This window comes from Shewanella sp. A32 (assembly GCF_029167175.1).
Lineage (GTDB): Bacteria > Pseudomonadota > Gammaproteobacteria > Enterobacterales > Shewanellaceae > Shewanella > Shewanella yunxiaonensis.
Genome location: NZ_JARFTS010000009.1, coordinates 116,705 through 131,258, shown reverse-complemented (window position 1 = coordinate 131,258; position 14,554 = coordinate 116,705). Strand labels below are relative to the sequence as shown.

10 protein-coding genes and 4 tRNA genes are annotated in these 14,554 nt (G+C 46.3%); 11 read left to right on the top strand and 3 right to left on the bottom strand.

Annotation, left to right across the window (positions count from 1 at the left end; all coding sequences use genetic code 11):
* A tRNA-Met gene (locus tag PY479_RS09230) sits at nt 1–73 on the bottom strand.
* 239 nt (nt 74–312) lie between these two features.
* Here PY479_RS09230 and rlmKL point away from each other — a divergent pair.
* The 4 genes from rlmKL to rmf all read left to right on the top strand — a co-directional run bounded on the left by rlmKL (nt 313) and on the right by rmf (nt 6,647).
* Nucleotides 313–2,490: a bifunctional 23S rRNA (guanine(2069)-N(7))-methyltransferase RlmK/23S rRNA (guanine(2445)-N(2))-methyltransferase RlmL gene (gene rlmKL, locus PY479_RS09225; protein ID WP_275483573.1), complete on the top strand. Its 2,178-nt coding sequence runs from the start codon at nt 313–315 to the stop codon at nt 2,488–2,490.
* 14 nt (nt 2,491–2,504) lie between these two features.
* The gene (locus PY479_RS09220) at nt 2,505–4,424 is read left to right on the top strand and encodes an ABC transporter ATP-binding protein (RefSeq protein ID WP_275483572.1); all 1,920 of its coding nucleotides are present in this window, start codon (nt 2,505–2,507) and stop codon (nt 4,422–4,424) included.
* Between the two features lie 29 nt (nt 4,425–4,453).
* Complete coding sequence (locus PY479_RS09215; protein WP_212596361.1) at nt 4,454–6,292, top strand: DUF3466 family protein; 1,839 nt, start codon at nt 4,454–4,456, stop codon at nt 6,290–6,292.
* Between the two features lie 178 nt (nt 6,293–6,470).
* Nucleotides 6,471–6,647: a ribosome modulation factor gene (gene rmf, locus PY479_RS09210; RefSeq protein WP_212596362.1), complete on the top strand. Its 177-nt coding sequence runs from the start codon at nt 6,471–6,473 to the stop codon at nt 6,645–6,647.
* A 52-nt stretch (nt 6,648–6,699) separates the two neighbouring features.
* Here the strand turns inward: rmf and fabA are convergent, their stop codons facing one another.
* Together fabA and PY479_RS09200 are read right to left on the bottom strand one after the other, a co-directional pair.
* Nucleotides 6,700–7,215: a bifunctional 3-hydroxydecanoyl-ACP dehydratase/trans-2-decenoyl-ACP isomerase gene (gene fabA / locus PY479_RS09205; RefSeq protein ID WP_212596363.1), complete on the bottom strand. Its 516-nt coding sequence runs from the start codon at nt 7,213–7,215 to the stop codon at nt 6,700–6,702.
* A gap of 73 nt (nt 7,216–7,288) precedes the next feature.
* Nucleotides 7,289–8,878 (bottom strand): Lon-insertion domain-containing protein, encoded by a 1,590-nt coding sequence (locus PY479_RS09200; RefSeq protein ID WP_212596364.1) that lies wholly within the window; start codon nt 8,876–8,878, stop codon nt 7,289–7,291.
* Between the two features lie 215 nt (nt 8,879–9,093).
* On the opposite strand from PY479_RS09200, the gene PY479_RS09195 reads away from it, so the two are divergent.
* The 7 genes from PY479_RS09195 to PY479_RS09165 all read left to right on the top strand — a co-directional run bounded on the left by PY479_RS09195 (nt 9,094) and on the right by PY479_RS09165 (nt 14,414).
* Nucleotides 9,094–9,183 (top strand) — tRNA-Ser (locus tag PY479_RS09195).
* A 261-nt stretch (nt 9,184–9,444) separates the two neighbouring features.
* A complete protein-coding gene (gene uvrY / locus PY479_RS09190; RefSeq protein ID WP_275483571.1) occupies nt 9,445–10,089 on the top strand; it encodes a UvrY/SirA/GacA family response regulator transcription factor in 645 nt (214 codons plus the stop codon).
* Between the two features lie 99 nt (nt 10,090–10,188).
* Complete coding sequence (gene uvrC / locus PY479_RS09185; RefSeq protein WP_275483570.1) at nt 10,189–12,018, top strand: excinuclease ABC subunit UvrC; 1,830 nt, start codon at nt 10,189–10,191, stop codon at nt 12,016–12,018.
* Between the two features lie 47 nt (nt 12,019–12,065).
* Nucleotides 12,066–12,614, top strand: coding sequence for a CDP-diacylglycerol--glycerol-3-phosphate 3-phosphatidyltransferase (gene pgsA / locus PY479_RS09180; RefSeq protein ID WP_212596367.1), 549 nt, complete (start codon nt 12,066–12,068; stop codon nt 12,612–12,614).
* A 141-nt stretch (nt 12,615–12,755) separates the two neighbouring features.
* Nucleotides 12,756–12,831 (top strand) — tRNA-Gly (locus PY479_RS09175).
* A gap of 6 nt (nt 12,832–12,837) precedes the next feature.
* Nucleotides 12,838–12,911: transfer RNA gene (locus PY479_RS09170), tRNA-Cys, on the top strand.
* 129 nt (nt 12,912–13,040) lie between these two features.
* Complete coding sequence (locus PY479_RS09165; RefSeq protein ID WP_275483569.1) at nt 13,041–14,414, top strand: L,D-transpeptidase family protein; 1,374 nt, start codon at nt 13,041–13,043, stop codon at nt 14,412–14,414.
* Nucleotides 14,415–14,554 lie beyond the last annotated feature (140 nt).

The following is a 14,554-nucleotide window of genomic DNA, read 5'->3' as shown; positions in this document are numbered from 1 at the left end:
TGCGGGAGCTGGATTTGAACCAACGACCTTCGGGTTATGAGCCCGACGAGCTACCAGACTGCTCCATCCCGCGACTGTCTAAGTGGGGCGCACTATAGCCGTCTGCGATCCGCATTGCAAGGAGAGCTTTTGAAAAAAGTCACAAGCGTATAATTTTAATACGATTAAAGTACGCCTTTTGTGCAATTGTGCTTTATTTGCACGTCTGGGCATTTTTAGTATGTCGTCTACTTTCATCTGCCCTAACAACTTATCTTTTATGCCGGTGACAGGGTATAATAGCGGTTTTGTTGAAATTGCTTGGTTGATTGCATGTTGAATTGTTTTGCCGCTGTGCCTAAAGGGTTTGAATACACCCTGGCTCAGGAGATGCTGGCGCTGGGTGCGACGGATGTTAAAGAGTCTCAGGCCGGAGTCTACTTTACCGCCTCACTTGAACAAGTGTACCGCATTGTATTGTGGAGCCGTCTGGCGAGCCGGGTACTTATCCTGTTACATCAAGCCAGTTGCGAATCGGCTGAACAATTATATACAGCTGCCTATGCTATTGACTGGCCAGCACATTTCAGTAACCGCAGCACCTTTAGCATCGACTTTCACGGCATGGGCGGGTTTATTAATAATACCCAGTTCGGTGCCTTAAAGGTGAAAGATGCTGTGGTCGACCGTTTTCGCAATGCCGGTTTAAACCGGCCGGATGTAGAGCGAAATCAAGCGGATATTCGTATTGATGCGCATTATCGAAATAATCAGGTCACCATAGCGCTGAATGTTTCCGGGCCAGCATTGCATCAACGTGGTTATCGCCATGGTACTGGCGAAGCGCCCCTGAAGGAAAATCTTGCCGCAAATATGTTGCTGCGCACGCAGTGGGACAAACAGAGCCCCGTGGTCGATCCGTTCTGTGGTAGCGGTACCATCCTGATTGAAGCCGCCATGATGGCAGCAGACATGGCGCCAGGTTTGCTGCGTCAACGTTTCGGCTTTGAAGCCTGGTTACAACATGATCATGGCTTGTGGCAATCGATATCGGAAGAAGCGAAGGCCAGAGCGACTGTTGGTGTTCGCCGTTGTGAAGCTCGCTTTTTTGGTTCTGACATTGATTCCCGTATGGTAGCTTTGGCGAAACGCAATGCCGAGAATGCTGGTGTTGCCGAATTAATTCAATTTAACGTTGCCAACGCGCTGGACATTATGCCTCCGGCGACGGCGGGAATATTAGTGTCCAACCCACCATATGGTGAGCGATTGGGTAACGTTACCTCGTTACTGCAACTTTACTTTCAGTTCGGCGAACATCTGAAGAAGGATTTCGGTGGCTGGCAAGTGGCTCTGTTATGCAGTGAAGCCGAGCTATTATCAGCATTAAAGCTCAAAGCTGATAAACAGCTGAAGATGTACAACGGTGCATTGGAGTGTGCCTTTAATTTGTATACGCTGCATGTGAAAACTCCACAACGTGCTGCGGTAATGGCGCAACACTCAGGCGAAGCGCTCAGCGAAATTGCGGCTTCTTTTGCCAACCGGGTCAAGAAAAACCTGAAGCAGTTGGATAAGTGGGCCCAGAAAGAAAATATTGATTGTTACCGCGTTTATGACGCGGATATTCCAGAATATAATGTCGCCATTGATAAATATCAGGACTATCTGGTCATTCAGGAATATGCCGCGCCAGCCACTATCCCGGAAGCGGTAAGTAAACGTCGTCTGACTGACATTCTGTTGTCATTGCCGGGCGCTGCGAATATCCCCGCTGATAACATTATTCTAAAAACTCGCGAACGCCAGAAGGGCAGTAATCAGTATCAGAAATTGGACGGTGAAAGATTGGAGTTGGTGGCCAATGAATACGGTGCCCGATTCAAATTAAATCTGACAGATTATCTCGATACGGGGCTGTTTTTAGACCATCGACTCATTCGTAAGTTGGTGGGTAGCAAATCTCAAGGACGCGATGTGTTGAACTTGTTTGCCTATACCGGAACCGCGTCGGTGCATGCAGGTTTAGGCGGTGCCAAGTCAGTCACAACCGTTGATATGTCGAATACCTATCTGAACTGGGCCAAAGACAACTTTATGCTTAACGGTCTGACCGGGCGTCAGTATCGGTTTGAGCAAGGTGATTGTCTGCAGTGGATCCGCGATTGTCGGCAGAAGTTCGACCTGATTTTTATCGATCCGCCTACCTTCTCCAATTCCAAACGGATGGAGGATTCATTCGATGTGCAACGGGATCATGTGCAGCTGTTGCTATCTTTGGCGAAGTTGCTGAATCCCGGTGGCGAAATAGTATTTTCCAACAACAAACGTAAATTCAAAATGGATCTCGAAGCACTGCAAGCGACAGGATTGACTGTGGAGAATATGGATGAGCGGATGTTGCCACAGGATTTCCGTCGTAATCCGCATATTCACAATACCTGGCTGCTAACGAAACAGGATGAATCAGTATCAGTAGGTTTTGCCTGGCCTGAACAGGCTAAGCATTAAGACAGGAGCAAGTTTTGAGTCTGGTTCGTATTAATAATGGCTCGTTAGCCTATGGTTATATTCCGTTGTTGGAACATGCTGATTTCACCATAGAAGCCGGCGAGCGGGTATGTATTGTCGGCCGTAATGGTGCGGGTAAATCCAGTCTGCTGAAGATAATCAGCGGCGATGTATTGCTGGATGATGGCGAATTTAATATCGCGACAGATGTAAAAGTTAGTCGTTTGCAGCAAGACCCACCGAAAGCGGAAACGGGGACCGTTTATCGATATATCGCTGCGGGTCTGGCTGAGATAGGTGAACTTCTTGATCAGTATCATGAATTGTCGGTAGCAATCGCCACGATGAACGGTTCTGAGCAGGAGCAGGGGCTTGCTAGGATGGCTCGGCTGCAAGAACAACTAGATATTCATGATGGTTGGACGCTGGACAGCCGTATTCTGCAAACCTGCAAACTGTTGGGCCTAGATGATAAGACGCTTTTGTCAGAATTGTCCGGTGGCTGGCAACGAAAAGTGGCCTTAGCCAGAGCGTTGGTAAATGAGCCAGATCTGTTGTTGCTTGATGAGCCCACTAACCATCTGGATATCGATACCATTGAATGGCTTGAACAATTTTTGTTGAGCTTTAAAGGTGCAATAGCTTTTATCAGTCATGACCGTGGTTTTATTCAACGTATAGCGACCCGAATTGTCGATTTGGATCGTGGCGTTGCGACCTCTTGGCCAGGTAACTACCAGCAGTACCTCGACGGTAAGCAGGAATGGTTACGTGTTGAAGAAGAAAAAAACGCACAGTTTGATAAGAAACTTGCTGACGAAGAAACCTGGATCCGTCAGGGGGTTAAGGCTCGCCGTACCCGCAATGAAGGGCGTGTTCGTGCGTTAAAAGCGTTACGGATGGAACGTCTTGCGCGCATTGAACGTCAGGGCAACGCCACGATGAATGTCAGTGATGCAGAGCGCAGTGGCAAACTGGTGTTTGAAGTAAATGAATTAAACTATCGGTGGGCCGACAAGGATTTAGTGCGGGATTTCAGCACTCGTGTGATCCGGGGAGACCGTATTGCATTGATTGGCCCTAATGGCTGTGGCAAATCCACACTGATCAAATTGTTGATTGGTCAACTGCAACCTCAAAGCGGCTCTATTCGCACTGGGACAAAGCTTGAGATTGCATATTTTGATCAGTATCGAGAAGCCTTGGATGAAGAAAAAACCGTAGAAGAAAATGTGGGTGATGGCAAAAGCACCATCACCATTAATGGCAAAGATCGACATATTCTCAGCTATTTGCAGGATTTCTTATTCTCTCCTGCTCGAGCCAGAACACCAGTCAAAGCGCTGAGCGGCGGTGAGAAAAACCGCCTACTGTTAGCTCGTCTATTGTTGAAACCCGCGAATTTGATAATCCTCGATGAACCGACAAATGATCTTGATATTGAGACACTTGAATTGTTAGAGTCTCTGCTCACTGAATATCAAGGTACGTTGCTGCTGGTAAGCCATGACAGGGCGTTTATCGATAATACGGTAACCAGTTCCTGGTGGTATGCCGGTAATGGTCGATGGAGCGAGTATGTCGGCGGTTATCAGGATGCAGTTGCCCAAGGCGCGAGATTCTATCGGGAGTCTACGGAACCTGTTGCCGATAAGCCTGTCCAACAGAGCACGCAGGTGGCTAAACCCGTGGAGGTAAAGCCGCAAACTGGGAAAAAATTATCCTATAAACTCCAGCGAGAGCTGGATGCATTACCGGAGTTGATGGAGCAATTGGAGCAGGAGATCGCTGTATTACAGGAGCAGATTAACCTGCCGGATTTTTATGCTCAGGATCAGGCGGTAGTTGCCGATCAGTTGCAGCTGTTAGCTGACAAAGAACAGCAGTTGGATGCTTGCTTCAGTCGATGGGAAGAACTTGAATCACTGAAGTAAGCCACAATAACAAAACGGGAATAAATTGAATGAAGTTGAATAGTGCGCTGTCGTTGGTTGCGTTGAGTGTTGTCAGTGTGTTGCAAGTTGCTCAGGCTGCGTCAGTTTATGAAGTGGTCAACATTGAAGATGCAGATTTAAAAGGCACCCTCACTGATACTGCGAATGGTTACGGCCAGAGTGTTAATGCTAGTAATGAGCTTGTCGGTGTGTCTCGCGGCCGTACGAACCTCACGACTACCGATGCAGATGGCGCCACTACAATCACAGACGTACAGGACGCAATTAACGCCGATACCAGTATCACTTATTCGACTTTAACCGAAATTATTGGTAACAGCTTCACTTTTCATGCTTTAGAAAATGATGCTACAAGTCCTTGGCTGCCTACTTTTGAAAGTGTTAACGGAAGTATCGCACCTTCCGATGTCACAACCGATAACCCAAACAGCGTAGATTCCTACTTCTTTGATATCAATGATGCTGGTGTACGTGTCGGTTCCATGAGTGCTCCCGAAATAAAAATTGATTATGCCGGTAGCAGCACTAGTTACGATTATTGGTATTATCGCAACTATGAAAATCGCGGTTTTGTGAAGGCAAGTGCAGACGCAACCGAAGTGGAGTTACCGCCACCCTTTACTGAATACACCAATTCCAGCGATGTAACTGCTAATGTAGGTGGTGTGTCATCTGCCTCTGCGATCAACCAGAATAACCTGATTGCAGGTTATGGCAGCGTTGACTTAAGTACCTATGGCGCGAGTATCGTTTCTAGTTGTATCAGTAATGACAGTGATTCATCACCCGTCGATATTTGTATACAGAGTAATCAGTTTGATGGCTATTTGACCTATAAAACTCGCGCATTGGTATGGCAATACAACACTGATGGCAGTGTTACTCGCACCGAGTTACCGTTGGGGTTGGATCCCGGTACTAAAACTTATACCTTTTTGGCGCAAGGGATCGGTTTGAATGATAATGGGGTAGTTGTTGGACGTTCCCATGTCTATCGTAATGGCAATACTGATGACCTATATTACGATGCCGCTTATTGGACCAAAAATAGTGATGGTGAATACGAATACAACTGGATCCCAGTGGAGTCCAGTAGCGTATTAAGTTCAGTCGCATACGATATCAATAATTCCGGTATCGTGGTTGGTAGCTACACCAAATATATAGACGGTTACCAACGGACAAAATTCTTCGTTTATGACACTAATACTCCGGATACCAAGCCAGTAACGCCAAACGATTTCTATACCTATACTTCAGATCTTTCAAGTAAGGCTAAAGATATCAATAACCTTGGACAGGTAGTGGGTTATATTGAAACTTCTGAAGAAAAACAGTTGCCTCGACCTAAAGACGCGTTCCTCTATGATGTCAACACCCAGGAATTCGATGATTTAAATAACCTGTTAACTTGTGAATCGAAAGGTTATGAACAAGACAGTGATGGCAACTGGGCAAAACACCAATTTACTGTTACTGATGCATCTGGAAACACACTGACCTATGATGCTGATATCCGTATCGTTGAGGCTAACAAGATTAATGATGAGGGGGTCATTGCCGCCACCGCTTTTGTCAGAAAGCCGGTGTATGAAACTGATAGCAACGGTGATTTGGTACTAGATGACAATGGTAATCCTACCTTCTCATTGGATGGTAATGGTCAGCCAGTGACCAGTTATCTGCCGCGTATGGTAGTGCTTAAGCCAACATCCTCAGGTACTGCTTGTGCTATTGACAGCTCAACAAACTCGTCCAGTACCGCTTATAGCAGAAAAGGTGCGGCAGGTTTGGGCTGGTTATTGTTATTGCCTTTGGTATGGTTACGGCGTCAACGTACGCGCTAATCAATAAAAAATGAAGAAATCGGCACTTTTGTGCCGATTTTTTTTTACCTAATCTCAATTGGTTATTAAATATACGACAATGGTTGCTGTTTTTTTGATTGATCTGCAGCCGGAAAAGTTCTATTCATGTACAGGAAGCCATAGGCTTTTTATGTCGAATAGAACAGAGGATACTTGCATGAAGAGACAAAAACGGGATCGTTTAGATCGTGCCTTTTCCAAAGGATTCCAAGCTGGTGTTGGGGGTCGCTCCAAGGAACTTTGTCCGTATTCAAATCTTGATTCCCGTTCGCAGTGGCTTGGAGGCTGGCGCGAGGGAATCGATGGCCGATTGAACGGTCTATTCAACAAATGACCCACTTGCCCTCAGATGAGGGCATTTTTATGGGCTAACCATTGTTTAAGGATCAGAAGCTTGAAGTGTCAGTGAAAACACCGACTTTCAGTTCTGTTGCCGCATAAATTTCGCGGCCATCTACTGACAGCGTTGCGTCAGCAATCCCCATGACCAGTTTACGGTTGATCGTGCGTTTCAGGTGCAGATGGTAGGTCACTTTTTTCGCATTTGGCAGGATCTGGCCGGTAAATTTAACTTCGCCTACACCTAGCGCGCGACCTTTACCTTTAGCCCCTTGCCACGCGAGGAAAAAACCAACCAACTGCCACATAGCATCCAAACCAAGGCAACCAGGCATTACCGGGTCATCAACAAAGTGACAGCCAAAGAACCACAGGTCAGGATTGATATCCAATTCAGCGATAATCTCGCCTTTGCCATAACGGCCGCCATCCTCATTGATTGTCACAACGCGATCAACCATCAACATATTGTTGATAGGGAGGCGAGGGGCATCTTTGCCAAAGATTTCACCGTAACCACAGGATACGAGTTCTTCTTTACTGAAACTGTTCGATTTTGTCATTGTTAAAACCACATCTCATACAAGTGCTGCAAGATTAGCGAACAGGTGTAAGCTAAACAACTCCGATCAGCACTTAATTCCGCATAAATACCAACTTACCCAGTAAACGCATGATAATGCCTGGTTGATCATCGGTATTCCCGGCTAATCCATCAAGCCTTAATTGCACCATTCCATAAAGTGAATCAGGGGGGAAATCGCCATCTTTATCCGGTTTCCCAGCAACTTTTCCCATCAACAAGGTCACCGCCTGGTCAACATGACTAATTTCATAGAGATGAAACTTGCCGGCAGCCACAGCATCAATGATTTCCTGAGGGAGATTCAATTGCTGCACGTTAGAGCGGGGCATAATAACACCTTGCTTACCGGTCAGTCCGTGGCGATTACAGAGGTTAAAGAAGCCTTCAATTTTTTCGTTTACACCACCAATAGCCTGAACATTGCCAAATTGGTCGAGGGCCCCTGTGACGGCTAATCCTTGTGCAATCGGCTGCTCAGCAATCGCGGATATTAGACTGCAATATTCAGCCAATGACGCGCTGTCGCCATCAATTTCCTGATATGACTGTTCAAAGACAATATTTGCATTTAGATGTAATGGCTCATCACGACCGAATACACGATAGAGGCATCCTGAAAGGATCATCATCCCTTTAGCGTGGATATTGCCGCCTAGTTCTGATTTGCGTTCAATATCCGCCACTTCACCATCGCCGTAGTGCACGGAAGCTGTGATCCTGGCAGGTTCCCCATAGCAATAATCACCAGAGTCAATAACCGTCAAACCATTAATCTGGCCAATCATCTCGCCATCAGTTGGCAGGTAGATGAATTTATCGTCCACATTTTGTATCGACACCATCTCTTGGCTGTTGTGGCGTTGCTTCCGCTGTTGCAAGGCTCTATTGATGCTCACACCGTCTATTTCGGTTGAATTTGCATAGTGTGCCGCTTCAAGTAGCAATTGACAGATATCGTTAGAGGCCAGTGTGAGTCGTTGCTGATGTTCTGTTTGTTTACTGGCATATGTCAGTAGCGGAAACAAACTATCTTGCGTTAATGACAGTGACACCAATGCCGCAACTTGTATTAACCATTGCAAATAGTTTTGTTGATCACCTTGTTGACGATCCCATTCGAAGGCCATCTCGCCATATAACGTAACATTGTCTGAAAAATAACGTTCGCTGCTGAGTAAATCCCCATAATAAGCGGCCGGCCCGATTAAAACGATTTTCGCTTTTAATTCGCACCAACTACCTTGACGGGAATAGCCCCCTTGTTCTAATGCATCCAGCAGCATTTCCCAGAGACTATCTCGTTTCAATAACGACTCTATACAGATGAACAACAAGTGATGTTTCGCCAATTCACCTGCTTGTTTGCCATGACCAAACAACTGGGAGCGCAGAATGCGACCATGTAAATAGTTGCTGGGCAGCGTTGACATTGCTGTGAGTGCCGTGAACAAACCACGACGATGTATGCCGGGAAAATCGGCTAAATACATAGCGTGATGATGTTTCCCTAACAACAGAGAAAACGCATCAATCAATCGTTGTTGCTGAAAGAGTAAGTCACTGGAACCACTGGTTTCAGGCAGCATTGGATTAGCAAATACTGGTGCTAAATGATTGGCACTAATTAAACTTGGATTCATTATTGTCGGACTTCATGATGCCGGACGGATTGTTAATGGCGTAATTTTATCACATTGTGACTTAAGGCCGCAGCGTAAATCCCTGCAACCGGTTTGATAAAAAGCTGAAAAATAGTCAATCAGGTGCAAGCTGAACAGCTTTTGAGCGGGAAAACATAATATTTAAAAATAAAGGTTTACAAGGCTAAATGGAGCTTATAATATTTGCGCCGTTCGGAGGGGTGGCAGAGTGGTTGAATGCACCGGTCTTGAAAACCGGCGTGGGTTCGCGCCCACCCAGGGTTCAAATCCCTGCTCCTCCGCCATATTCCGAAAGCCCGCTGAATTCAGCGGGCTTTTTCTTTTTAAATTCGTGCTCAATTACCGGGTTTATCATTTTTGGTTTCTATATCATCAACATTGGGCGTGTTTTAAACAGCAGCATTCGTTGATTACATGTTGTTAACTTTCGTTATATATCATGAGGTTAACTTTAACTTTCTTTAATCTCTAATATCAGCTAAATTAATCCGGACAGTGCCTGGTTGGGCCTTCCCCGCAGCCAAAAATAATAAGGTGGGTTAACGTTGATTTCAGTGTATTTGGTGGATGACCACGAGTTGGTCAGAACCGGGATCCGCAGAATTTTGGAGGATGAAAAAGGGATCCGGGTGATCGGCGAAGCCAATGATGGTGAGAGCGCCGTTCAATGGTGTCGGCAGAACGAAGCTGATGTCATTCTGATGGATATGAATATGCCTGGTATTGGGGGCCTGGAAGCAACCAAAAAAATCCTGAGGTATCAACCTGAGGCCAAAATTATCGTGCTCACCATTCATAGTGAGGATCCGTTCCCGACAAAAGTCATGCAAGCCGGAGCCTCTGGTTATTTGACGAAGAGTGCGCGTCCTCCTGAGATGCTGCAGGCCATTCGTCAGGTGGCAATTGGCCAGCGTTATCTTTCGCCGGAAATCGCGCAGCAAATGGCGCTCAGTCAATTTAATCAGACAGACGATAATCCCTTTAAGTCATTATCAGAACGTGAGCTGCAGATCATGCTGATGATCACGAATGGCGAGAAGGTGAACGACATTTCCGAACAGTTGAGTCTTAGCCCTAAAACGGTAAATTCTTACCGCTATCGCTTATTTGCCAAATTGGGGATTAGCGGTGATGTCGAGCTGACCAAACTGGCAATACGTTATAAAATGCTTGATGCAGGTCAGTTTTAACGCTGCCTTTCTGTTTATCGTCCATATTGGTCCAATCGTGTCAGCACCTTGGACCATCGTGATAATAAGTTCATCACGTTATCACCATTGAGCTGAGTTATGCCGCAGTCGTTTAATGCCACAATGTTTCTCAAGAACCTGACATCTTCTCCCGGTGTGTACCGTATGTATGATGTCAGTGGTACAGTGATATACGTCGGCAAGGCGAAAGATCTAAAAAAACGGGTATCCTCATACTTCCGCAAAAATTTACCCAATATAAAAACGCAGGCACTGGTGTCGCATATCGCTAATATTGATGTGACACTTACCCATAGCGAAACAGAAGCACTGATCCTCGAAAACGATTATATCAAGCGTTATCAACCTCGATATAACGTGTTATTACGGGATGATAAGTCCTATCCGTTTATTTTTCTCAGCCAACATCAACACCCACGTTTAGCCTACCACCGTGGTCCTCAACGAGAAAAGGGCCAGTACTTCGGGCCATATCCCAATGGTGGTGCCGTTAGGGAGAGTCTGCATCTAATGCAGAAGCTGTTTCCAATCCGCCAATGTGATGACTTGTATTACAAAGCGCGTTCTCGTCCTTGCCTGCAATATCAGTTAAAGCGCTGTAGTGCGCCTTGTGTCGGAAAGGTCTCCGATGACGAATATCAAGAACAGGTGAAATTAGCCACTTTGTTTTTGAAAGGCAAAGATCAACAGGTGATTGCCAGTTTGGTGGCAAAAATGGAACAAGCCGCAACCGAGCAGCGGTACGAAGCGGCGGCGCAATTTCGCGATCAGATCATGGCGCTGCGCCGGGTGGCCGAACAACAGCAAGTTTCATCCTCTCACGGCAATCTGGATGTCATTGGTGTGCATTACGGTTCTGGGATTGCTTGTTTTCATTTGCTGTTTATTCGTGAGGGTAAAATCTTTGGGAGCCGTAGTTACTATCCAACGGTACCTGCAGAAACTGAATTGGCAGAAGTCTTGCGCGCATTTATGCTGCAATTTTATCTCAATACCGAAGTACACCGGGCATTGCCACAAGAGATCCTTATCAGTGAACATTATGAAGAACTGGAAGAATTAACGAGCGTATTGTTTGAGGCGCTGGGGAAAAAAGTGGTTGTTAAAACCAGTGTTCGCGGTGATAGGGCAGGATACCTGCGACTGGCCAAAACCAATGCTACTAATGCAGTGAATACCAAGTTGTCCCATCGTAATACCGTGGAACAACGTTTTCTGTTGTTGGAAGAAACGTTGGAATTGTCAAAGTCTATCGCCCGAATGGAGTGTTTCGACATCAGTCATACCATGGGGGAAAGTACTGTTGCTTCCTGTGTGGTGTTTAATCGTGAAGGTCCGCAAAAATCTGAGTATCGGCATTACAATATCAAAGGTATTACGCCCGGTGACGATTATGCCGCTATGAAGCAGGCCTTAGAAAGACGTTTTGATAAAATCACTGATGATTCCAGAATCCCGGATATTGTGTTTATCGATGGTGGATTGGGGCAGCTTCGCATGGCTCAAGAAGTGGTGAATCAAAAATTTAATGGCCACGATAACCCACCACTGCTGATCGGTGTTGCCAAAGGCGAGAGCCGTAAGCCAGGTCTGGAGACTTTAATCTTTGGCGATTCAGAAGAAAGCTTTAGCCTGCCTGATGACTCTGAAGCGCTACATCTTATCCAGCATATTCGCGATGAGTCACATCGATTTGCCATCACCGGACATCGAAATCGCCGCCAAAAAACACGGAATACCTCATCGTTAGAATCTATACCCGGTGTCGGGCCAAAGCGTCGCAAAGCCTTGCTGCAGTACCTCGGTGGCTTGCAAGAAGTCAAGGGGGCGAGCGTCAGTGAACTGGCTAAAGTGCCAGGGATTAGTCCAGAAATGGCGCAAACAATTCATGACGCATTGCGGGGTTAATGAAAATAGGGCAAGATTGTCGGTGCAGACAATAACGTGGTTTTATCATGCCTTTCAATCTCCCTATCGCCTTGACCTGGTTCAGGTTGTTCCTGTTACCAGTGTTTGTATTGGTGTTTTATTTGCCGTACCACTGGATGCATTTTTTGGCGGCATTTATCTTCTGGTTAGCAGCGATTACCGATGCACTTGATGGCTATGCCGCCAGAAAGTTACAGCAGTCAACGCGCTTTGGCGCATTCCTCGATCCGGTTGCCGATAAGCTGATGGTGACAACGGCGTTGGTGTTGTTAGTCGAAGAATACAATACCGCGTGGCTGACACTGCCGGCGTTATTCATGATAGGCCGAGAAATAGTGATTTCAGCTTTGCGTGAATGGATGGCTGAAATAGGTAAGCGCGGCATTGTTGCAGTTTCTTGGATTGGTAAATATAAGACTGCAGCGCAGATGGTGGCGATTATTGGATTGATTTGGCAGACTGGGCCGATTATGGTGACAACCGCTTATGTTCTGCTATATATCGCAGCCATACTCACTTTCTGGTCAATGATGAATTATATTCAGGCGGCTTGGAAAGATTTGACTGCCGCTTGATGTGAGCTATGACACGAAACTGCGCAGATAAGATTAATTAGTGCTCATACAGCCGCTTATCGCTGATTTCTGCGTTGACAGTCAAAGGTAAACCAGTAGAATGCCAACCCGTGAAAGCGCAAGGCTTTTACAGTATCTAGTGCGACATTAGCTCAGTTGGTAGAGCGATACCTTGCCAAGGTATAGGTCACCGGTTCGAACCCGGTATGTCGCTCCAAAAAAAGGCGCGATGGCAGAGTGGTCATGCAGCGGATTGCAAATCCGTGGACCTCGGTTCGACTCCGGGTCGCGCCTCCATTTAATTATACTTGCTCCGTTTTCTCCCTTTAAAAAGTTTTTCTGCAGTTGTCGTCTGCTGCAAATTTGCTTATTGCCACAAAATTTCATCAGGCTTTGCCATACTTTAGTAACACTGGAGGGCAAGTTATGAAGGAATATTGGTACTGGCCTTTATTGTTGTTATGCCTGATCACACAAAATGTTCGGGCCGGCAGTAGTAATGAAATGGCATTGCAAACCTTAACTGGTCAGTTGCAGATGCTTTCACTATTGCCAGATCAAGCTGCATTGCGACTTAGCTTGCAGCAGTTACAGCAGACATCGTCATCTGTGGTGCCCTCCGGACAATTATCTAACGCGGAGCAAGAGATTGCCGCTTTTTGGCAACAGCAGGGCGTCAGCTTACCGTTTGCGTCGTTGCCGGAAAGTGCAACTCCGCTGCAGCGTGCAATCGCATTGGAGCCTCAACGTCAAGAGTATCAACTGACGCTAAATCGCATTCAATATCTGTTGTGGTTAAAAAATCAACCTTGGCCAGAGATCGTACCTAAAGGATGGTTGCGTCCCGGTGATAACCACGCGGTTATTCCTCAGATAGCACAGCGCTTACTATGGCTTGGTGATCTACAAGAACCTCAAACCAATGTGTATGACTATTCGGAGGAACTGGCCATCGCAGTTAAACATTTTCAGGCACGACATGGTTTAAAGGTCGACGCGGTAATCGGGCCACAAACTCTGCGGTGGCTGAATGTTACGCCTCAACAACGAGCGACAATCCTGGCACAACAATTTGTCTCAGAGACCATTTATCGTCAGCAATTACCCGATAGCTATATTCTGGTCAATGTTCCTGCCTATGAGTTGTCGCTGGTGGATGCGGGAAAATCCGTCATGCAATCAAAGGTAATCGTCGGCCTACCTTACCGACAGACACCGCTGTTGCAAAGCCGCATTTCCAGCATAGTGCTGAATCCGGGTTGGCACGTGCCTCGTAGCCTGTTGCGTAAAGATGTATTACCACATATTCGTAAAGATGGTAATTATCTGCGTGACAGAGATTTCCTGGCCTATGATGCTGAGGGCAAGGTGGTGAGTCAAACTGCTGCCGAGTGGCAACAATTAGCGCGAGGGCCTTTCCCTTATCGATTAGTTCAGCAACCGGGCCGTCATAGTGCGCTGGGCCGCTACAAGTTCCATTTTGATAACAGTTTTGATGTTTATCTGCATGATACCCCTGAAAAGCAGCTGTTTTCCAAAGCGGAAAGGGCTTTTTCATCGGGTTGTGTCCGGGTAGAGAAAGCCGACGAATTGGCACAGTGGCTAGCGCAGCACCGTGTGAAGGACCAACGTACCTGGCGCAATATGCAACAGGATTATCACACTACGCAGTGGTTCTCGCTCAAACAACCATTGGCGGTATATCTTGTCTACTGGACTGCTTGGGTTGACGCACAGGGACGGGCGCAGTTTCGTGACGATATCTACCACAAATTTTCCTCAGTTGAAGAATTGAGATAAATATTTGCCAATAGGGGAAAAATGGTCTACTACCTTGGTCAGTATTGTGCAAAACATGCACAACCTCACGTAATCAATGGTTGACCCAACTATAGAAAGCGGTTAATTTTTGGACGTTTACCGTGCGTTTAAGAAAGATA

Coding starts and splice junctions, on each gene's coding strand:
- rlmKL (WP_275483573.1), top strand. CDS start 313: ATGTTGAATTGTTTTGCCGCTGTGCCTAAAGGGTTTGAATACACCCTG.
- PY479_RS09215 (WP_212596361.1), top strand. CDS start 4,454: ATGAAGTTGAATAGTGCGCTGTCGTTGGTTGCGTTGAGTGTTGTCAGT.
- rmf (WP_212596362.1), top strand. CDS start 6,471: ATGAAGAGACAAAAACGGGATCGTTTAGATCGTGCCTTTTCCAAAGGA.
- fabA (WP_212596363.1), bottom strand. CDS start 7,215: ATGACAAAATCGAACAGTTTCAGTAAAGAAGAACTCGTATCCTGTGGT.
- PY479_RS09200 (WP_212596364.1), bottom strand. CDS start 8,878: ATGAATCCAAGTTTAATTAGTGCCAATCATTTAGCACCAGTATTTGCT.
- uvrC (WP_275483570.1), top strand. CDS start 10,189: ATGCCGCAGTCGTTTAATGCCACAATGTTTCTCAAGAACCTGACATCT.
- pgsA (WP_212596367.1), top strand. CDS start 12,066: ATGCCTTTCAATCTCCCTATCGCCTTGACCTGGTTCAGGTTGTTCCTG.
- PY479_RS09165 (WP_275483569.1), top strand. CDS start 13,041: ATGAAGGAATATTGGTACTGGCCTTTATTGTTGTTATGCCTGATCACA.